At 42.1% G+C, this 21,964-nt stretch carries 16 protein-coding genes; 6 read left to right on the top strand and 10 right to left on the bottom strand.

All coding sequences use genetic code 11. From position 1 onward, the window contains the following. Positions 1–8 precede the first annotated feature (8 nt). The 9 genes from KSK55_RS05010 to KSK55_RS05050 all read right to left on the bottom strand — a co-directional run bounded on the left by KSK55_RS05010 (position 9) and on the right by KSK55_RS05050 (position 11,835). Complete coding sequence (locus KSK55_RS05010; RefSeq protein ID WP_218608435.1) at positions 9–1,286, bottom strand: nitrogenase component 1; 1,278 nt, start codon at positions 1,284–1,286, stop codon at positions 9–11. Next, positions 1,283–3,487, bottom strand: coding sequence for a nitrogenase component 1 (locus tag KSK55_RS05015; RefSeq protein ID WP_218608436.1), 2,205 nt, complete (start codon positions 3,485–3,487; stop codon positions 1,283–1,285). Before KSK55_RS05015 ends, KSK55_RS05010 begins: the two co-directional genes overlap by 4 nt. Further along, positions 3,453–4,493 carry an ABC transporter ATP-binding protein gene (locus KSK55_RS05020; protein ID WP_218608437.1) on the bottom strand — a complete coding sequence of 347 codons (1,041 nt, stop codon included), beginning with the start codon at positions 4,491–4,493 and terminating at the stop codon, positions 3,453–3,455. The genes KSK55_RS05015 and KSK55_RS05020 overlap by 35 nt, the downstream gene beginning before the upstream one ends. Beyond that, a complete protein-coding gene (locus KSK55_RS05025; protein WP_256664186.1) occupies positions 4,490–5,563 on the bottom strand; it encodes an iron ABC transporter permease in 1,074 nt (357 codons plus the stop codon). Before KSK55_RS05025 ends, KSK55_RS05020 begins: the two co-directional genes overlap by 4 nt. Positions 5,564–5,577: 14 nt before the next feature. Then, positions 5,578–6,753, bottom strand: a complete 1,176-nt coding sequence (locus tag KSK55_RS05030) for an ABC transporter substrate-binding protein (RefSeq protein ID WP_218608438.1) — start codon at positions 6,751–6,753, stop codon at positions 5,578–5,580. A gap of 5 nt (positions 6,754–6,758) precedes the next feature. After that, a complete protein-coding gene (locus KSK55_RS05035; RefSeq protein WP_218608439.1) occupies positions 6,759–8,630 on the bottom strand; it encodes a VWA domain-containing protein in 1,872 nt (623 codons plus the stop codon). After that, positions 8,627–9,670: an ATP-binding protein gene (locus KSK55_RS05040; RefSeq protein WP_218608440.1), complete on the bottom strand. Its 1,044-nt coding sequence runs from the start codon at positions 9,668–9,670 to the stop codon at positions 8,627–8,629. Before KSK55_RS05040 ends, KSK55_RS05035 begins: the two co-directional genes overlap by 4 nt. After that, complete coding sequence (locus KSK55_RS05045) at positions 9,667–10,818, bottom strand: adenosylcobinamide amidohydrolase (RefSeq protein WP_256664187.1); 1,152 nt, start codon at positions 10,816–10,818, stop codon at positions 9,667–9,669. The genes KSK55_RS05040 and KSK55_RS05045 overlap by 4 nt, the downstream gene beginning before the upstream one ends. Positions 10,819–10,989: 171 nt before the next feature. Continuing rightward, complete coding sequence (locus KSK55_RS05050; protein ID WP_218608441.1) at positions 10,990–11,835, bottom strand: sirohydrochlorin cobaltochelatase; 846 nt, start codon at positions 11,833–11,835, stop codon at positions 10,990–10,992. Positions 11,836–12,307: 472 nt separating this feature from the next. On the opposite strand from KSK55_RS05050, the gene KSK55_RS16395 reads away from it, so the two are divergent. The 4 genes from KSK55_RS16395 to KSK55_RS05065 all read left to right on the top strand — a co-directional run bounded on the left by KSK55_RS16395 (position 12,308) and on the right by KSK55_RS05065 (position 18,680). Further along, a complete protein-coding gene (locus KSK55_RS16395) occupies positions 12,308–12,436 on the top strand; it encodes a hypothetical protein (RefSeq protein ID WP_256664188.1) in 129 nt (42 codons plus the stop codon). A gap of 408 nt (positions 12,437–12,844) precedes the next feature. Next, positions 12,845–15,307 carry a methyl-accepting chemotaxis protein gene (locus KSK55_RS05055; protein WP_218608442.1) on the top strand — a complete coding sequence of 821 codons (2,463 nt, stop codon included), beginning with the start codon at positions 12,845–12,847 and terminating at the stop codon, positions 15,305–15,307. Between the two features lie 5 nt (positions 15,308–15,312). After that, entirely contained in the window at positions 15,313–17,691 is a 2,379-nt protein-coding gene (locus KSK55_RS05060; protein ID WP_218608443.1) for a PAS domain S-box protein, read from the top strand. Between the two features lie 14 nt (positions 17,692–17,705). After that, positions 17,706–18,680 (top strand): apurinic/apyrimidinic endonuclease family protein, encoded by a 975-nt coding sequence (locus tag KSK55_RS05065; protein ID WP_218608444.1) that lies wholly within the window; start codon positions 17,706–17,708, stop codon positions 18,678–18,680. 6 nt (positions 18,681–18,686) lie between these two features. Here KSK55_RS05065 and KSK55_RS05070 read toward each other — a convergent pair whose 3' ends face one another. Next, positions 18,687–19,652, bottom strand: a complete 966-nt coding sequence (locus KSK55_RS05070) for an ABC transporter substrate-binding protein (RefSeq protein WP_218608445.1) — start codon at positions 19,650–19,652, stop codon at positions 18,687–18,689. Between the two features lie 60 nt (positions 19,653–19,712). Between KSK55_RS05070 and KSK55_RS05075 the strand changes: the two genes are divergently transcribed. Together KSK55_RS05075 and KSK55_RS05080 are read left to right on the top strand one after the other, a co-directional pair. After that, complete coding sequence (locus KSK55_RS05075; RefSeq protein WP_218608446.1) at positions 19,713–20,678, top strand: FecCD family ABC transporter permease; 966 nt, start codon at positions 19,713–19,715, stop codon at positions 20,676–20,678. Next, complete coding sequence (locus tag KSK55_RS05080; protein ID WP_218608447.1) at positions 20,675–21,949, top strand: ABC transporter ATP-binding protein; 1,275 nt, start codon at positions 20,675–20,677, stop codon at positions 21,947–21,949. Before KSK55_RS05075 ends, KSK55_RS05080 begins: the two co-directional genes overlap by 4 nt. Positions 21,950–21,964: the final 15 nt, after the last annotated feature.

A 21,964-nucleotide genomic window follows, 5' to 3' on the forward strand; every position in this document is an offset into this window, starting at 1 on the left:
TGGAAACACTATTTGTATCGAATCGTATCGAAAATAAAATCAAGTAACCATAACGCCCCGGTTCCTCCAAGAAAGGTTCTTTCGGTGAAATAAATATCATTTGTCGTCCGGTTAAACAGTTCCACCGACTTCACACATCTACCGGAGAGTTCAAGATCTTTACCGGTCAGACTATCACCAAAATAGAGGTGAAATGGCACATCTCCTGCATCTGCCTGAAAGCAACAGGACAATTGGTAAAACTCTAAAAATTTTTTCAGGGATTGAACCATCTCGCCATCTTTTCCATCAGTACAATTCACAGATACCGGTAACATACCAAGATATTCATACAGCCACGTAGTTAAGGGATACACGAAAGAAGAATCTCCCCGAACGGAAAAGGTAGCCCCTTTCGGATACCCTGCCTCATGGTGATACCGCGATAACTGGTGAAATGCATGAGTCCGTTTTTTTCGAAGATATGCAAGTGCAGGTGCAGGATCCTGTCCCGTTGCCTCTGCAACCGTGTTAATCCATACTTCTGTGGGGCCAAAACCCACCGGTGCTCCGGATGGTGAGGTTACAAATGGGATCCCAAATTCTTCTTTGTAAAATTCCGCCGTTTTTCGGGAATATTCCGGATGGATCATAAGATTACAGGAAGCGGTAGTCGATTCACGAAGTTCTGCTACACAGGAACCTCCCCCTGGCACTGAAACAACACAAAGACCCATCAGTTCACAAAGGTGCATAATTTCAGCAATATTACCCTGCCAGTATTTCTGGTACATTGAAAACCCAAGAAGATTAACCCGGTTTTTTATCCGGGGGAGCCGGTTGAGCTGTAACCAGCGAAGAATAGCAGCAATAGTTAAATCAAAACCATATGAAAAAGGATGGGAATAGGGAGCCCCTTCAATAGCCATACACCGATCATCAAGAGATGCATCTTTGAGGAACCGGTTTATATCATCACCAATAAGTGAAGCCCCAGGGGAATTTACAACCGCAAGAAAAGCATCTCCTTTATCGGCCACAAGAGGAAGAACTGCCTTAAGTTTTTCTGCACATCCCAGAATATAGTCATCACGGTCAAGATATGTACAGGGAATCCTGGATTGTCCAAAGAAAAAGGGCTCTTCAAAGGAACGCCGGTTCAGGGAATTTTCTCGTGGAAAATGTCGGTCTGAAAAATAGGCAGGATTGCCTCTGCATCCGGTGGGACCGTTCATAACTGCACGTGCATCCGCTATTCCCTCAATGGCAAGGAGAGTCCCGATAAAGCCATCCGGATCAAGAATCATGTGATACCATCTCCATCAAGTTTCCACCCCTCGATTACAGGTACCTTCATCTGATCAATCCACATCATTGCTCGATCAATACCTGCCAGGAATCCAAATCCCGGACAATATGGAATGTGGGCACTTCTTGCATAATCAGAGCGACGGAGTGATGGATATGTCAATAAAACCAGGTCTGGTTTCAGATCCCTGATGTCATCAGATCTCATTTCCAGGGTATAATTATGAACGATTGGAAAACGAGTTGAATAACGTGAGATAAATTCTTCTGAGAACGGCGAATAGGTAAGGCCGATCTTGAGAATCGACATTCCAAGGTCATAGGCAAGATCACACACCCAGTCTACAGATTTGGGGTATGTCGAGATGAGAATAGTTTTTCTCTCCAGATCCGGTTTGAGAAGTTCAATCTTTTTCTTGTATTTTATCTCTTCCGCCTCAATTATTTCACGAGCCTTTTCTTCCATGTCAAAAACACGGGCTACAGCCATAAGCCACTCTTTTGTCTCAAAAAAACCTGTTGGAAGAGGCATATCCAGAAACGGGACTGATGATACCGGTGCAAGTAATGTTTTGATACTCGCCACCGTATCATCACGGTCAGCGGGAAGGTTCAGAGATGCCTCGTTAAATCGTATCAACGACCGGCTGTCAGAATGAATCAAAAAACGGCAATTTATCCCAATCCCAAGCCTATCAAGTAACTCCAGGACCGCCTTGATACTCTGCTCTTCATTCTCTGCAAGCCACTTTTCTGCGATAATATTTACAAGCGGTGTCTGTCCCGAGGAAATATCTTTCTCTACCAGGCTGATTACTGCATTATGGGCATCCATAACACCCTGCACATAATCCCCTACAAGGTTTCCGTCAACTTTGATCGGAACAATCCGGATAGCATCATGCTGTTTTGTGACTCCAGCAATCACTTTATCGATATCATCACCAATAATTCCCGGAGGGCAGGTTGTTACAATAAAAATCAGGCTGAAACCATCCGAAATTACAGATTCAAGGGTTTCTTTTAATTTTGTCTCCCCACCAAAGATAAAATCCTCGTCAGCCATATCTGTGGAGTACAATCTTTTGGTAAGGTTTTTTCGGTATTCATGACCAAACCGGATTGAGGAATTTTGTAAGGTATCAAGAAGTTTTTCATACATCATCAGGGTACAACTTCGGGGACCATGCATAACGGTGGCAGCATCAGTTACCTGAGATGATGCGGAAACCGCTCCTGCAAAGGCACAACCTATCAGCGGACGCTTGTTTTTTACCGATACTGAAAGTGTCTTTTGAACGGATTTTGTATTATGAGGATGAAAAATAAATTTTGTATTTGGAACTATTTCATTTCGCATCAGGACAATACACTCCAGATCAGTATCGCTCAGTGGAGCGGCAGGGTACAGAAGACCGCCATTATCTGGATGAAGAATCATTGTATGTTGAGCAAATTTATGAAAGAGCACCGCTTCAGGAGAATCCGGGTATCGTTGAATAACAGTACATCCATCTTTTTCTGACTTGGCAAAAATATCACTTCTCGGTATTTGAATAACCACCGGCAGGCTGACAGCATCTGCAAAACGCTTCACCCGTAGATCTTCTTCCAGATCACCCCGTGCATTATGAATAATTCCGGCAATTCTGTTCTTGGTTTCTGTAAAATTCCGTATCCCCTTCAGAATATTGTTAGCTGCATACAGGGACATAAATTCCCCGGAAGTTATGATATACACTGCATCAGCATATTCACTTCTGATAGGAACGGCAAATCCTCCACAGACAACATCACCAAGAACATCATACAGGGTAACATCAAACAGGGATGATTGCACGCCTAGTTCTTCCAGGAGTTCGAATGTCGTAATTACCCCCCTACCTGCACATCCCACTCCGGGCTCTGGTCCACCGGATTCAACACAGGCAACATCACCAAATCCCCGGAACACAATATCTTCAGCCTTCCGTTCAGACGGGTCATGTGTTTTGATATATTCAAGAACGGTCATGGGAATCTTCCCCCCTAACAGGAGTCTGGTTGAATCATGCTTGGGATCGCATCCGACCTGGAGAATCCGATACCCGTTCATGGCAAGGGCAGCTGAAGTATTCGCTGAGATCGTGGATTTTCCAATTCCTCCCTTTCCATATATGGCAATCTTAATTTGGATCCCCTCCCGGCTTCCTGAATCCATGAATTTTTTCTACAAGATGCTGAATACTACAGCAGTTTTCAATACAATCAGAATGAGAGATCTGCCATGTTGTCCCCTCCGGAAAATTCTGAACACGAACAATAAAATCAGGTATTGATCCTTCAGCCGGGATATATCCTATCCGTTCCAGGGCATATAAAGTCCATATCCGCTGAACTGATTCGGAACCCTCAATCTGAAAAGTTCCCCTCTTTTCAACCGGAATTGAAAACTCTCCCCGGTGTGGATCAAAATGTACTCCATCTATCTCAAATGCAGATCCAAAGATACCGGATAGGACAAGGTCTTCAGGTGTGCCTGCTATCATCGTTCCTGTTTTGTTCATAATCCAGAGTTGGTCTGCACACCTGATGGCAAGGTTCAGATCATGGGTTGAGAATAGTATTGACTTTCCGGATTTTTGTGCAACCTGTCGAAGGATCCGCATGGTTTCGATTTTATGAGGAAGATCAAGGAATGCAGTAGGTTCGTCAAGCACCATAAGTTCAGGCTCCTGGGCAAGTGCCCGGGCAATCATCACCTTCTGACGTTCCCCATCACTCATCTCATGAATAAACCGGTTTGAAAGGGTGGCTGCACCGACCGATGTAAGAGCAGTCGATACAATATGCCGATCTGACTGGGTCAGCCTTCCAGCCCAGTTTGTGTATGGAAACCGGCCAAGCGCTACAATGTCAAAAGCAGTCATGTACCCGGTCTGGACCGGTGTAGTAAGAACAACACTGAGTGTCTTTGCCTTTTCTGCAGAACTGAACTCATCTATACTCTTTCCCTGGAGCAAGACATTACCCTGAAGTGAAGGTTGTATACCAGTAATTGTCCTGATAAGCGTGGATTTTCCAGAACCATTCGGACCGATCAGGCATACAAGTTCTCTTCGGTTCAGTGTCAGGTTCAGATCTTTTGAAACCTCTTTTACTGTTGATTTTTGATTTCTGTACCCTATGGTAAGATTTTTACAGGTAAGGACAGGTGTATTGTTCATGAGATAACCCCTCTTCCAAATCTGGTCCCCCTGACAATTACCCAGATAACTACCGGAGCACCGAAGAGAGCAGTAATTGCATTCAGGGGAAGAACAATGTCCGTTCCTGGGAGGTGCGAGATGAGATCGGTACACAGGGCAATGATTCCTCCTACGAGGATACACCCGGGAACAAGGATCCGGTGGTCAGCAGTCACAAATATTGCCCTGCAAAAATGAGGTATAGCAATCCCAAGAAATCCAATTGGTCCACAAAATGCAGTCACAACCCCTGCCATAAGAGCCGTTGTTATGATGATACCATATCTGATACCATTATAATTCATCCCCATACTTTCTGCATACTGCTCTCCTAGCAGAAGAGCGTTCAATGGCTTTACCAGGCAAATGGAAAGAATATAACCGATGAGGAGAAGGAACACCATAAACGGGAGCTGACTCCAGGTTACTCCGGAAAAACTTCCGAATGTCCAGAATGAATACGAGTGCATGGCCGATTCATCAGAAAACTGTAGCAGTATGGTCACTATTGCACTGCTGATATATGATACCATTATTCCCAGGATAAGGATCGTAATATTACTCTGAATTTTTCCAGATATCAAAAGAATTAGCAGCAATACCAAAAAAGCTCCGACAATTGCAGCCACAGAAATACTGAGATCCCCGATAAACCCAACACTGGCAAATATCGTTCCGGCTCCAAAAATACCTGCAGATAACATTACAAATGCCACACCAAGTGAAGCTCCCGAACTTATACCAAGAATATACGGATCGGCAAGCGGATTTCTGAAAAACGTCTGCATCAATAATCCTGAAAGCGCTAGAGCTCCACCTGCAAAAAGTGCCGTGATAGCTTTTGGCATTCTCCAGTCCCAGAATATGTTCATCCAGGTCTCTTTCACTTCTCCACCAGTGATTATCCTGACTAATGCATCAGGAGGGATGTTCACTGATCCGATAATCAGGTCAAGCAGGAAAAGAAATAAGAGAATTCCTATGATAGCCGGGAGTACAACATAAAATCTTTTCAGACTGTCTCCCGTTTCATTACCATCCATATCCATAAACCGCTTCCTCGTCAGGTTGCATTGATATGCTGGTAGTAATACAGGTCATGATAAGACAGCAGATCCGGCTGAAGGATTTTTACCAAATCGACCAGGACAACATCAGGGCTGATTATTCCAGACTGCCAGTAATCATTCCCTCCATACTCATTTACCCGGGCATTATAGTGATAAATCCTGTTCTCCTGGAATGCCTTGAATTTCTGATACCGCTGATCAAGGGCAAGGAGTTCATCTATATTGTCAGCATATCCAATATTTATCCAGTAATCTGCTGCCTGTGCCTTGTCATACACCGATTCAAAATCGAGAGTTTTGTCACCTCTGTCATTCCCATCTCCAAGCAGGTAATTGCCACCAGCATCCCGGAAGAATGCAGCCACGTAACTACTCCCGCCCGGAGCATACCAGGAACCCTGGTAATCAATTCCAGAGAATATAGTTGGTTTTTGAGAGATGTTTTGGACTTTTTCTTTCGTTTCGAGGTAATTCTTTTTTACCTGATCAAAAACCTGGTTTGCGGTTTTTTCCTTGTTATAAAACAGGGAGAAGAATTTGATCCATTCAGCACGTCCAAGAGGGCTTTCTTCCATCCATTCAGCAGAAATTACCGGTTTTAATCCAGCTTCCTGGAGTTTATAGTGATTATCGTACTCTTTATTTCCATTAGCTACACAAAAAACCGCATCTGGTTCAAGTTCTATTAAATCTTCCATTTTAAGCATGGTACCCATTGAAAGCTCCCCACTTCCAATCTCTATGATATCCCCTTTCTGTACCAGCTGTATAAATTCAGGATCCTGAACAAGATTTACTCCATTGTGACCCGTAATTGTTGCAATTTCTCCAAGTTTACTAATAAACGGAATCTGGACAGCACCAAGTGTTACCACGTTCTCTAACGGGATAAAAAAAACCTTCGCATTGGGATAACCAGCAGGTACCTCCTCACCCCGCTGAACCAGAAGGTAGGTATAATTTTCAGTATCTCTTCCCCAGGGATCATGAATATGAATCACCTTGTATGTGTCGTGATATTCAACAGAAAAACCCTTTGCAAATTCAGGATTTACCTTATCAGGGAATAATCCACCGGATTCTCCCAGAACGATACACGGGAGGCAGATAGTCAATGCAATCGCTATGAATAAAAAAATATACAATTTTTTCAGAATTTTCTCAGTCATGTTCATCACCTTTCAGAATACATCAATTCGTTAACACAGCCGGCAAGGCCATGAATACTCAAATCTTCAAGTCGGAAATAAGATCCATTCAGATCACGTGCAAGAATACGTGCCCTGTCAAGTCGGGGAAATCCGGACTCTGTATCTACTACCACAAACCTGACACCAGTCCCGGTGATTTTTCGGGCAATTAAAGCCAGCTCTTCTCCGGGGGCTTTATTAGTAAGAGGCATATTTCCCCTCCCATCAGTCAGAAGAACAATGGATTTATTCTCACCGGGTGCTGCATACTTACCACGAGTAAGCAGCAGGTATCCTTCAGTTAAACCCTTTAGAAGGGGAGTTTTCCCACCGGTTGGAATTGCTTTCAGCAATTTTGCTGCAAGCTCCGGGCTTCGTGTTGGAGGAAGAAGAAGATCTGCAGAATCACCCCTAAAGATCATAAGACCAACCCTATCACGTTTCTGGTATGCATCGTTGAGCAATGATAAAATTGCACCTTTTACTGCCACCATACGTTTCTGCACCCCCATCGAGCCGCTGGCATCAACAAGAAACAGAATCGTATGTGCAATTTTCTTTTCCCTGACTTTCTCTCTGATGTCGGTTTTTTTCACAGATATTGCAAGCCCGTTTCTGTTCCGTATCCTTTGATACGGAGCTGCTGCACGAATGGTTGCATCAACCGCAATATCATTTCTGCATCTTCCGGGATACCGGAATGAACGATAATGACCTGATGAATCAGAACTGATTACCCTGCTTCTCCGGCCGCTTTTTTGTTTCTGTGTCACCTGCCAGGTATTTTCATCCAGGTACCTGATTACCTCAAAGGGAGATCCAATATCAAAATAGCGGTCAGGAGGGGGAGTAGGGATTTGATTTTTTTCCTGGTTTTTCTTGTCCTGCTCACCAATCTGATCATCTGACCTCGTATCAGGCTGATTTTGTTTTTCTGATCTATTTTTATCGGAATCCTGCTCAGGTCTCTCCTCTTTTTCAGAATGGGGCGGATGAGGAGGCCGATCCTGGCGGTCACCTCTCCGGTGCTCTAGAGCAAAAAGGGCAGCAAGTTTGATGTCATCGAATATTACCTCATCTCTCCGGTCAAGTGCTGCAAGAGCTTTTGCAGTCCTGGCAACAGCAATATCCCCCCGATATCCTTGTACTGCCAGTTCGATACAGAGTGATGATATCAGATCTGCATGACCATCAGGGATGCTTACATAGAGAAACCGTTCCTTTGCGGCCTGGATATTTTTTTTTAGATCATCCGTTTCCTTTTCACATCCAAGGACAAAGGCATCAGGAGAATGTTCAAAACTAAGAGCTTTACGGATTATTTCTGCCCGCATTCCGGTTTCGGTTATCTGATCAGTTCTGATACAGAGGTCAAACCGATCCATCTGACCAGAAGACAATTCTCCTTCCGCAGGATCCATACTTGCCAGAAAGGTAAACCGGGTTGAAATCATCCGGGATAACCCTTCCCGCTCAAGCAGATACTGACCGGTTTCAGATGTCGAGAGAATACTCTGAATGACTCCTTCATCCATCAGGTTGATATCATCTGCATACAGGATCTGGTTATTCCCTTCCTGTAAGATTCCTGGATGGACATGCATATTACCACTGGTAATCACTTTTTCCAGGTCAATGGTCCCTAAAAGCCGGTCATAGGTTACATTCTGGGGAATCGTGATGACCTTTTTCCTATCCGTAAGAGTCTCAACCGACCGTACCAGAGCAGACTTGGCCGTTCCCGGATTTCCCAGAATGAGAATACTGCGGATATCATCACAAACAAGAGCACATAACAGTGCTTTTTTGGCATGTTCCTGCCCGGTTATTTCGGTAAAAGGGAAAAGATGATTCATGAGCTTTCGTAACAACTCTCAATTATCCCACGAACAGCAGCGAAATCCATAGAACTCTCTTCAAATGGCCTTCTTCTCATCCGGTGTGGGAGTGAAAGTCCTGCAGCTTTTATTACATCGTTACAATTCACTACTTTTCTTCCATCAAGTGCAGCAAAAGCTAAAGCAGTCTTTACCAGAGTAATATCAGACCGATGCCCATCAACACCCAGGGAGAGAGAAATTTTTACAGCGGTATTTATCAGGAGATCATCAGGCCGTAATTCAGCGATGATCTGTTTGGCCCTGATAATATGGTCCCGGATTGCCTGCTGTTCGGCCTGAAAGGAAGTACAAAACACAACAGGATCACGTTCAAAATTAAGCCTTCGTTTTACGATCTCCGACCGTTCCCTGTTATCCTTTTCACCTTCAACATCAACCACCAGACCGAACCGATCTAGAAGCTGAGGGCGAAGATCTCCTTCTTCAGGATTCATCGTTCCAACAAGAAGGAACCGTGCAGGGTGGGAATATGAAATTCCTTCACGCTCAACAAAATTTACTCCCATCGCTGCTGCATCAAGGAGAAGATCAACAATATGATCATCGAGAAGGTTCACTTCATCAACATAGAGAATATTGCCGTTTGCCATCGCAAGTACTCCAGGTTCAAATTTTTTGATTCCCTTGGTAATGGCATGTTCAATATCAAGAGTACCTGCAACCCGGTCTTCTGTGGCACAGAGAGGAAGTTCCACAACCCGCATACGAGTATATTCAGAGACTGGGTTTTCACCCTGAGCAATCTTTTCACGGCATGTTTCACACAGATTTCTAGGATCCCTGATCTCACAACGAAATATACATCCTTTCATCACCTCTCGTTCAGGAAGAAGATCAGCAGCAGCTCTGACGGTTGTTGATTTCGCCGTCCCTTTCTCCCCCCGGATGAGCACCCCACCAATGGACGGATAGATGATATTTGCGAGCAATGCATCTTTCATATCCTGCTGCCCGACTATGGCTGAAAAGGGGAATACAATTATCTCATCTTTCATACGTTATTTCCTGAAAACCCACATTTTACACACCATGCAGAGAGCCGCACCCAATTCTCAATGATACTATTTCTTTCATCAATAATAGCGTTAAAATCCGGTTTTTTCTGTGTATTGACCACATCCGGAAGAGTCTTCATCACCGAAATGGCCGCACTTTTCCCAGCCAGTTCAGGAATAAGTCCCCAGCTCACTTCATCTACAATATGGAGGAGGGAAGAGACCATTGCAACCACAGTGGGCGTTTTAGAGAAGTTACGAAGATTCCGGATAAATAGATCTCTTTTATTCTCACCCTCAAGGGAAGCAGCAACCTCCCAGTATTTCTTCTCATCTATCCCGAACCGATCAAGTCGAACCAGCATATCCCTCTGAGAATCCGGAGTCAGATTGGTCTGTTTTGCTAATGCTTCGGTCGTTGCATCAATGACACACCTGGCAACCAGTTCACCAAGTTTGGAATGTTTTCCAGCCCAGGTGATCACATGCGGACTTTCCAAATTCGAGATGACACAAATCTGGTCTGTCCCTGAACCGGTTGCAATGCCCGTAGAATATTTACTCGGGGCCATTAACTGCTGAATTGCGACAGTTTTTGCTTCAGTAGCGGTCATGATCACACGGGTCAGAGTATGAGCAGGAAGGCAGCAGTTGACAAGGATGATGGTATTAATGGTCCCACCAACATAGATCGTTTGTCCTTCTTCCTCATGCCATGAGGCAGGATCCCCTGCCCTCCCCCCGTTTACCTCAATTCCCGCCGTTACTATCGAGGTTACTTCCAGGTTCCGGAATGAACGCGTTGAAATCGCAGCATTCTTCATCTTTGCTGCGGTCATCATGGCTGCAGTGGTATCTGGGTCAAGACCAAGCCGACGGGAATGGATACCAATATAGGCCTCTACACTCCCTCCTTCAAGGTCATGGGAACAATGTCCCTTTGTGGGTTTTGGTTCATGGTTGAAGACAGATGTAAGATCTTCCTGGTACCCGCCATTCACATACGAGGTGGTTACTGCATTTCGCTTTCCAGGAAATCTGACAACAATAGAATTTTCATTCCGAAATACCTCCTCACCGCTGCTCGTTTTATAAATCATCTGCAGAGTTGTGCACTGATCAACCGAGTTATTTTCATTTTTTTCCAAAATTTTAACTCCAAAATTTTTTAGTCTTATCAATAATATTTGATAAAATTTTGTCGCTTATTGTAAAATTAATTTTCGTTTCAGACCAAAACCTCGATAGTCAGGATAAGAAATCCTGAACGCTAAAATAAATCCCGTATGGGCTTCTGAGGAGGGATAGCGAAAAAAAGGTTATTTAAGGAAACTATGAGAGTCCGCCGTTCTTTTCAGCCGGTTCATGAATAGTTCTATGACCAGATCATATTCTCCTAATCCTTTGGTTTCAACCGTCACCGTACAGCCAATAGACTCTAACTGTTTCTGCCATGACTGATTATTTGCATCGCCGGAAAGTTCTATCCATGCATGAATTCCGGGAACAATGGTGAGAGGTACCAGTTTTACTTTCTTTGCCCCGATATGAGAAAGGCGTGTTTTCACCTTTTCAAAGTCCGGATATCCATTCACTGTTCCGATGATGATCTGACCACTATGTGAGATGTCGTCCAAAATCATCTGTAATTGGCAGAGTGCAGGTTCGGCTCCCCCTTCTGCTGTAGGGGATACCAGGACAACTGCCTCATCTTTTTCTTTCGGAGAATAGATTGACTCGATTGCTTTCGCAGTGTCTGCATAATCTTCGGGGTTCATAAGGAGTGAGGAACTGATGAGGATACCATCAAAGCCGACTGCTCCATGTGCCCCGGCTAGTTCATTGAGGGCAGTGATAATTGGATATAATTCATGGTACCGTGCCCCTGATGTTATAAATAACGGCTGCACAACAACCTGTGAATGCCCTTTATCAAGAAGGGACGTAATTGCTGCCAGAGGTCCCTGGATATATTCATTCTGTTCCCGCAGGACTAATCTGACCGGTTCGGATGTGAATGAATACGCAACCTCTGCTTTTGGGTACGATGTCTGAATTCGCTTAACACAGGAGTCAATTACTGCTCTTCCTTCTGCCTGGGTTGTTCCGATGGAGACCAGTAATACTGCTCCATGACTCTCGATTTTTTTGCCATGACCTTTCATAATAATCTACCATTATCTTTATAAGTTAATATTTGTATAATATTTTAAGTTTATAAATATATTTATTCAATTAAATTTATATTATAAATAATATAATAAAATATTCCTAATAGAGATAAAATTGAGTGTGAATGAAACCAAATTGTCCCATAAAGGTAGAAGAATTACATCTTTAAAAATTAGTATCAAAAAGTTGATTATATAAATTTATGTTTTTATCAATCCGACATACATTTCTCCTCTCATTCAATCTCCACAATATCCATTAATTATTTGATAAAGGAAAGATTTTAAGGGAAATAAATTCATATTTCGGTGAAATATCAATACTAATTTATTCATTCCCATTCCGCATTAGTCATACCCCCATGATAAAATCTCTTCATAGCCACATCACAGGGGTCATGGAGTCGGTTCACACCGTTTTATTAAAAAAAACAATTTTTTCTCCAGACGATCTCTAGCCAGCATTATGATTACACCAATGGTCACTATTGGCGGATTTTATCATAACCAGGTTACACATCATCTCCTTCAACCATTTAAACAGCAGGCGTTTATTAAATTGATTTCCGTCGCAATTATCTCATTACAAGCCTAAATTTCACTCCGTTAAATTCATTAAATTCATTCTATGCAATAATATACAATTTAACCTTAATTTCTAAAAACAGGCAAGTAAATATCCATATGACTTCACTGTAATTATTCTATTTCTCTTAAGAAACCATACATTCCTTCCAGAAATTGAATACTTTTAGAATATTTTGGCACGAAATAAGGAAAACTCAACCAGACATAATAAATTCTGAATTTTGGAGAAAGGACATATTGATACGATTAAATCTTATTAATTTTAAAATATTTAACAATAAGTAAAAATATTTAAATGCTTTTATCATACATATTCACTCACATCAACAGCCTATTAACCCAGTAATACAAAATTTTTGTAGTGAATTAAATTTTATTTTAATAGTGAATTTTTTATTTAGTCAGGAGAACAGAAATGTCAATATTTCAACTAAATTCTATTCAAAAAAAGATAGCAATATCTTCAGCATGTTGTATGATCCTTATTGGATTATGCGTAATCATTTTCTCAGGGTTCAGTTTATCAGCGCTTGCCCTTCAATCAGCTGAAGAACTGCTGTTAACCCATAGTACTTTGGAATCAACAAAAATACAGGAAAAAATAGGTGAAGGACTCCTGGTTGCCAACCTGCTTTCCACATATTTTTCATTAGATAATCAGAATCATCATCTCTCCCGTGATGAAACAATAGAATTCCTAAAACAAATAATCATTACAAATCCTGAATATTTTGGATTTTTGATAGCCTTTGAACCAGATTCATTTGATGGAAAAGATACACTCCATATTCATGATGTGACCAGTGACGGGACCGGTAGGTTTCTTGCCGATGTAATGAGAGAAAACGGGAATTGGGTCATTGAATCATATTCAGACATTGAAAACGAAATATTCTATCGTATTCCGAAAACTACACACAAACCTTTTGTTTCTGCCCCATATTTGGATGTTAATACCATGATTGTTTCTGTTTCAGTCCCAATTATTACAGAAAACGGAATTGCGGGCGTTGTCGGAACAGAAATACCATTGACGTCTCTACAAAAGGATGCAGATAGTTTCCATTCTTTTGAAGATAAGGGAAAGATGACAATTTTTGATTCAGAAGGTATGATACTCGCTGCAACAGGTAATTCTGAATTAATTGGCACGGTTACTCAGGATAAACAAATTATTGCAGCTCTCTCATCAGTGAATCAGGGGGGAAAAATAATCATCAGATCAGAAGGAAATTTTTTACTTTTGTCACCTTTTTTAATAAATGGATCAGATAAACCCTGGATAATTGCTTTATCGGTCCCTGAATCTGTTATCATGAATGAAGAATTGAGAAATATTCTATCAATTGGTATCATTGTGAGCGTTCTAACAATACTTGGGATATTACTTATGTTTTGGATATCAGGGAAGGTTTCACGACCCATTCATGAATTGACCCATATTTCAGAAGAGATAGCAAAAGGGAATTTACGAGTCACTATTTCAAATGGAGAAAAGGATGAAACCGGCCGATTAGCTGAATCATTTAGGAAAATGGTTGAATCATTCCAACAAAAAGCTGAAATAATACATTGCATGTCGGAAGGAAATTTTCAGAATGACATTCCTTTTGCCTCATATAATGACTACCTTGCTGCATCCCTTACCAGAATGAGAATAAATTTCATGCAGCTCCTTGAAAATATCACTCTTCTTGGAAAAAACACTACTGAAGGGAATTTGAAATATCGTTGCCCAGTCGATACTGCCAAGGGAACATTTCAGGAATGCCTAACTGCCCTAAACAAGGCACTGGACCAGATCCAAAAACCATTAGAGGCAGCGATTTCCCTTTCATCTCAATACTCATCGTGCAATTTCTCAGCATCTTTTGATGAGAGGATCGGAGTATCTGGAAATTTTGTTTCATTTAAACAATCACTCAATACTATTGGAATAGAAGTTTCAAAGGCAGTGGCTGAGGTTACCAAAGCCATGGACAATTTAAATCTCAAAACGAATGAAACAGAAAAAAATGCTGAATTTGTATTGTCATCAGCTCATACCCTTACAGAATCAGTGTATAACATCCAAAAAAATAGTGAGACTAATTTTGATATAATCAGGCAGATTAGAAAAGGAATGGAAGATTTAAATCTTGCAGTAAGTAGCGTTGCATCCCAGACAGAAAAACTCAGTACTACATCGATTAAAACGGAGGATATAACAAAAAGAGGTATTACCAGAATTCATGAAACTGCAGGATCTATCCACTTAATTACCAAGTCTACCGAAGAATTGGGATTGATTATTAGAGATTTAAGAATTAAAATGGATGACATCGGAAAAATCACAGACCTGATTCGTGATGTCTCTGATCAGATCAATCTTCTATCTTTAAATGCAGCAATCGAGGCAGCACGTGCTGGAGAAGCAGGCAGGGGTTTTTCAGTGGTAGCAGAAGAAGTCAAATCTCTAGCGAATAAGACATTTACTTCAGCCGAAGAGATATCAATCCTTATTGGAGGTTTACAGAATCAGTCATTAACCGTCACGGGAGTTATGGAAAAAACAATTAATAATGCTTTATCCGGACAAAAAAGTATGACGGATACTTTACAGGATTTTGATGAAATATACGATCAGTTATCCCGTTTACACCAGCAAATATCGATAATTGCTGGAGAATCAGAAGAACAGGCTGCTGCAGTTGAAGAGATTACTGCAAATATTCAGGAATTTGAAGAAACATTAAAAGATACACGATCTGAAGTTGAATTAATATCAGAACAGACTACTGTTTCATATAAAGCCGGGGAGGAGATATCCAGATCTGTTTCAGAGATGATTGATGGAATCAGGGTGGTTCTGAAAAACCTTTCCCGGTTTCAGATCTGATCGCCATGTACTCTATCCTGTATGTTGATGATGAACCGATATTCCGGGATCTCATCAGTTTATTTCTTCCGAAATTTGGTGAATTTTCAATTGACTTGGCTGAAGATCCTGATACCGGTCTGATAATGCATCAGGAAAAGAAATATGATGCGATTATTTCAGATTTTGAAATGCCGGGATCAAATGGCATAACCTTCTTGATTAATATTCGATCTACAGGAGATAAGACACCATTTATCCTTTTTACCGGCAAGAGCAGGGAAGAGATGGCAGTTGAAGCCCTCAACTGGGGTGCAGATCATTATCTTCATAAAAGTGGATGTACAGATCAATTTCGTGAACTTGCCCATGTAACGGTTCGTGCGATCCAACGCCATCAATCCATTGAAGAGGTTAAACGATCTAGACAGGAGATGAAAGATATTATCAGCCATCTTCCGGATCCAACGTTTGCTATCAATTCAAACGGTACGGTAATCGCCTGGAATGAAGCAATGGTTGAATTAACTGGTGTAAATGCAGAATCCATGCTGGGTACAGGGGATTATACATACTCAATCCCTTTTTTTGGAAAGAAAAGACCACTCTTATTAGATTACCTTCTCACTCATGACCTTCCGGAACCTGAAAAATACCAGAAAATTGTGCGAAATCATACAGGTATAACCGGTACCTGCTCTATTCAGATGGATGGAATAGAGAGAATATTCTGGATTAAAGCTACTGTCCTTCGGGATTCTGAAGGGAGTATTACCGGAGCGATAGAATCTCTCCGGGATACTACTGAGCGGGTTCGGCTTCTCCGGTCAATGCGGGATTCAAGAAAAAATTTAGAGAATATTATCAATCATCTTCCAGATGCAGCGTTTGTAATTAATCATACAGGAACGGTAATTGCATGGAATAAAGAGATGGAACGAATTACCGGAGTCCCTCAGGGTGCTGCCATTGGAAATCGTGATGGTATTCATGCATTATCTCTCTATGGTGACAGACAAAAGACACTGGCAGATCATTTGTTATCAGGTTCTCATCCCATTCCAGAGGATTATGAATTCCTAAATTACATCGAGAGTAGTATAACCGGATTATCAGACGGACGTTTTCTCAACAAGGAATCAGATTCATACCTGAAAACTGCTTCAGTCCTTCATACAACAACCGGAGAACTTTTTGGTGTTATAGAAACGATTCGCGATGTAACGAAATTGAGAACTATGGAAAAGGAACTTCAAAGACAGCAGGAAGCCCTTACACAGTCATATGAAGAACTTGAACTTGCCCAGGAAGAACTACGGGAGAGTTACCAGACTCTTGCCGAATGGCAACGGGCACTTGAGGAGAGTGAACTGAAATATCGCACTCTTGTTGAAAACAGTAATGATGGTATTTTCATCATCCAGGATTACCGGATACTCTATATGAATCCGACATGTGCAGAAATGACCGGGTATGGAGAAGGAGATCTCTACCGGATAGATTTATGGGACATAATTCTTCCGGATGATAGAAAGTCCATGATCCAGGAGATGGTAACTTCACTCAAAGAGAAAAAACAAACTTTCAGACATACAGCAAGGGTATTATCACGTACAGGAGATATAAAAACAATAGAATTTGCTTTTGGAATTGTGGAATACAAGGGGAAAGAAGCCCTGCTGGGAAGAGGAAGGAACATTTCTGAAAAAATCAGAATTGAACAGGCACTCGAAAGGGCAAATAAAAAACTCCATCTCATGTCTGGTATAACACGCCATGACATTAAAAATCACCTGACATCACTGCTGGGTGCACTCTCTCTTGCTGGAGAATCAGATCTGAATGCAGAAACCCAGCATCTTATTAATCTAGCCTTGAATGCAGCAAAATTCATTGATCGCGACATCTCATTCACTTCAACATACCAGAATATTGGTTCCACTGCTCCGGAGTGGATGTCTGTTCAAAAAGAGTTTTTAGCACTGTCATCACTTATACAATCACAAGGGATCACATTTTTTTCGACAATACCAGAATCTATCGAGATCTATGTAGATTCATTGTTTCCAAAAGTCTGCTATAATCTAATAGAGAATGCGATCCGCCATGGAGATATCTCACAGATCACGCTCTCTTCGGAAGAAAAAAACGGTTCATTATTCATTTATGTGAGCGATGACGGTACCGGCATTCCGGAAGAGGAGAAATCTAAGATTTTCCTCAGGAGTCATGGAAAAAATACCGGAATGGGATTATTTCTTACCCGCGACATTCTCGACATTACGGGTATTTCCATATATGAGATTGGGAAGGAGGGGTGTGGAGCCATGTTTCAACTCAGTATTCCACCCGGGGGATTCCGATATGTAGAGGAGATTCTTGCCATGACTGATGGAAAAAACTGAACGATTATCAAAACATGAAAGAAATTATTAATATTTCAGGCTATTCCATAGATTTGGAACGGTATAACAACTCCTGGGAAGATGTCAGGAGTTTTGTTCATAAAATGGAATGTTCGGGGGTTGAACTCCTGATGGGGGGTGAATATGACGAAACGATTCCCCGGGATCTTATTTCATCAGTTCACCTCCCCGGCTGGCTTGGATGGATACGACTTTGGCGGGAACCTGAAACAGTACCTGCTGCATGTGATCCATTCAAACAGGCATATTATTATGGAGCAGCAACACCTGAGGCTCTCGTCCGGACATTTTGTGATAATCTGGATAAAGCAGCAAACCTTGGTGCAGCATACGCCGTCTTTCATATCACCCACATTGAACTGGACGAATTTTTTACCCGGAATCACCGGTATTCCCACCATGAAGTTCTCTCCTCTGCGGCCTCATTTCTGAATACTGTCTGTATGAATTATCCCGGTGGAGAGCCACCGGTGACCATCGGGTTTGAAAACCTTTGGTGGCCGGGTCTGACATTCTTATCACAGGATGAAGTGGATTTTTTTACAGAACAACTCGAATTTGATAACTGGATCTTTGTCCTTGATACCGGACATATGATGAATGCAGGAGATATCAGGACAGAAAAGGGTGGAATTATGTATGTCATATCTGCACTGGACGGGTTATCGGAGAGCACCATAAAACGGATGAAGGCAATACACTTCCAATGCAGTACATCCGGAGTATATCAAAGAGAAAACTTTTTCAGGAAACCTCCATCCGGTTTTTCAAGTCTCTCATATGGGGATCAAATTTCTCTGCTCATGCCTATGGTTTCAAAACTTGATGAACACCGGCCCTTCTCAGATCCATGGTGTAAAAAAATAATCGAAGTAATAAAACCAGATTACCTGGTTCATGAATTTACGAGTAAATCAAAAGAAGAATTTGTAGGAAAGATCAAAACACAGAAGAACACTTTAAGTTAGAGGAAATTATAACCCTCTGATCTTTGGAGCAATTTCTTCTAACAGATCCCACAGACGTGGCCCGGCCCGGTCTGCAACACTGCTCTCAACAGTTATGATATTATCTGATGTTATGGCAGATAGCCCAGACAACCGGGGTTCAGTTTTAAAATACTCAATTATCTCGGAAGAGTTGCCTCCCATACCGCTCCCGGAATTAATCATGAGAATATCCGGGTTTTTATTGATAAATTCCTCAATATTTGCAATCGCATGTGACTGTTTATCTGAAAATGCGTTGACTCCTCCAGCAATCTGAATGAGTTCGTCCTGGAATGTATCTTTTCCACTCACATAAATGGGATCATACCAGATAACGTGCGCAACAACCGGCTTATCTGAAAGAGATGCTCCTGCTTCCCGAACCTTTTCTTCACGTTCCTTTAATGAGGATACGATTTTTAAAGCCTTATCCGAAGTCCCTGTAATAAATCCAAGGTTTTCAAAATTCCTATATATTCCATCGAGGTTTTCTGCATCAGCATAATACACCGGAATGCCAAGTTCCTTTACCCGATCAATCGTTTCCTGGTTATTGCCTGATGATGACACGACTAGATCCGGTTCTAGAGCTATAACTTTCTCAATACTGACGGTTGAAAACCCTCCGATTTTACTTTTTTCAAGAGCTTGCTGTGGATAATCACAATAATCGGTAACTCCCACGATCCGATCATCAAGACCCAGAGCAAACAAAACTTCGGTATTGGATGGGGCAAGAGAGACAATTCGTTCTGGTGGGGATTGTATGATAACCGCCTGTTGTTGATCATCCTGGATATTCCGCGGCCATGGCGTAGAAGGATCATTCTGTAGTTCACCATATACGGGAATGATACAGAAGGAGAGGATAATTACAAGAGAAATCATCCACGGCAATGTTTTTCGTTTATTTTTTTCCTCGTTGTTAGAGAGGACCCACTGGTTCATCATAACATAAGTACTTATCTTTCGTTAGGTAAAAATTATTTGAAAACAGTCTCCTCTGATCCTATGAATACCATACGAAGTTCTCTCATTCTAATTGTTCTTGGCTGTGCTGTTCTGATTGCCGTTCTGGTATCAGTTATCACCGGTCCGGTGCAGGTATCTATCATTGATTTTTTAACTGGAACGCTGACTGACAAAACCCACTATCAGATTTTGTTTGATATCAGGTTACCGAGAGCAATTGCCGCTGCACTCGTCGGGGCCGGACTTGCTTGTGCCGGGGCTGCAATGCAGACACTCTTTCGCAATGATCTGGCAGACCCCTACACCCTAGGAACCTCCGCAGGTGGTGCAGTGGGCGTATCACTGGCGATAATTGCTGGAATGGCTCTTCTCGTGCCAGTGGCAGCGTTTTTTGGTGCAATCGGATCAGCATTTCTGGTCTATATTCTTGCTGCACAAAACAGGCGTATCTCCACAGGAAATCTTCTCCTTACCGGAATAGCAGTATCCATGTTTTTTTCCTCAGTAGTATCCGTATGTCTTGTCTTTTCCGGAAATAACATGCATCAGATCATGTTCTGGCTTATGGGTGGATTATGGAATGCATCATGGGCTGATATTCCCCTGTTGCTTATCACCTTGATACCAGCAGGAATACTAATTCTTTTCTCCCGGGATCTCAACATTATGTCCTGTGGAGAGGCAGAGACACGAACCCTCGGTATAGATCCGGAAAAAACAAAGATCCTTCTTCTTGGAGTATCAGCAGGAATTACCGGCCTTGCAGTCTCTGTATCTGGATCAATCGGATTTATCGGTCTGGTCGCTCCCCATATCATGAGGATTATTACCGGTCCGGATCACAGGATTCTTATTCCAGCATCACTTGGATGTGGTGCACTGCTCTTGATCTGTGCCGACACCGTATCACGAACATGGCTTGGAGATCTTCCGGTCGGGATTGTGACCGCATTTTTTGGTGCACCTTTCTTTCTCATGTTGATTCGCCGGAGGTCGGATTTATGAATAATACCATCCTGGATATTAACTCCCTCTGTGCTGGATATGAACAAGAGGATATTCTCAAAGAAATATCATTGAAAATTGACGAACAGAGTTTTATTGGTATTATTGGCCCAAATGGTTCAGGGAAAAGTACCTTTATGCAGGTGATAGCCCGATCCCTTTCATTCCGAAATGGAGAAGTGGTATTATTGGGAAATTCCCTTGAGTCCTATTCATTCCGTGATTTTGGAAAACATGTGGGGTATGTGCCCCAGGAGTGTGAGATAAAATTCAGATACCCGGTATATGAGGTTGTTATGATGGGAAGAAATCCACATATAGACCGGTTTCAATCTCCATCACAAGAAGATCATGATGCAGTAAGAAGAGCACTTCTAGTTACAGGCACTGATTCTTTAGCAGACCGACCAGTTACAGAACTTTCCGGAGGTGAACGACAAAGAGTCATGATCGCCCGTGTGCTTGCCCAGGATCCAATTCTTCTGCTCCTTGATGAACCCTTCGCCCATATTGACATTCATCACCAGTATGAACTCATCAGGATTATTCGTGAGACTTCACGAGATAAAAGAGCCGTAATTGGGATTTTTCACGATATTAACCTGGCTGCTGCATACTGTGATCAGATTGTGCTCATGTATGAGGGCAGGATACGGGCATACGGAAAACCTGAGGAAGTTCTGACCACCGAACTCATACACGAGGTATTCAAGATACAACCGGTTATCGATATCAACCCTGCAACCGGGACACCCTATATGTATGTCGAGGAAGAGTGGAAAAAATCAGATATTCATAAACCCAGGATTCACCTGATTTCCGGTGGGGGGACAGGATCGTACCTTATCTCAATTTTGAGCAGATCCGGATATCCACTCAGTTGTGGAGTATTGGGTGAAAATGATTCAGACTGCCTGATTGCAAGAAAATATGATATTCCAACTCTTGCAGAACCACCATTTTCCCGTATTTCCCTCGAAATGGAAGAAAAACTGACCGAACTGATTCAAAAAACCGATTTTGTCATAGTTACTTCTATGCCGGTTGGGTGGGGGAATTATCCGAATATCAGGATTCTTGAACAGATTGATCCAAAAAAGATAATCTGTATTCTTCCTTCTTCAGGACCATATCTTCCGGATTTTACAGGCGGAGTTGCGACAGATACCATAAAAAGACTCTTGTCATCAGGTGCCCAGATTGTATCAGGCCCGGGTGAACTTCTGAAGATCATCCAATCAAAAGATTACTCCAACGATACAATGCAATAATGGTGCACCATTATA

Source organism: Methanospirillum hungatei (genome assembly GCF_019263745.1).
Classification (GTDB): domain Archaea; phylum Halobacteriota; class Methanomicrobia; order Methanomicrobiales; family Methanospirillaceae; genus Methanospirillum; species Methanospirillum purgamenti.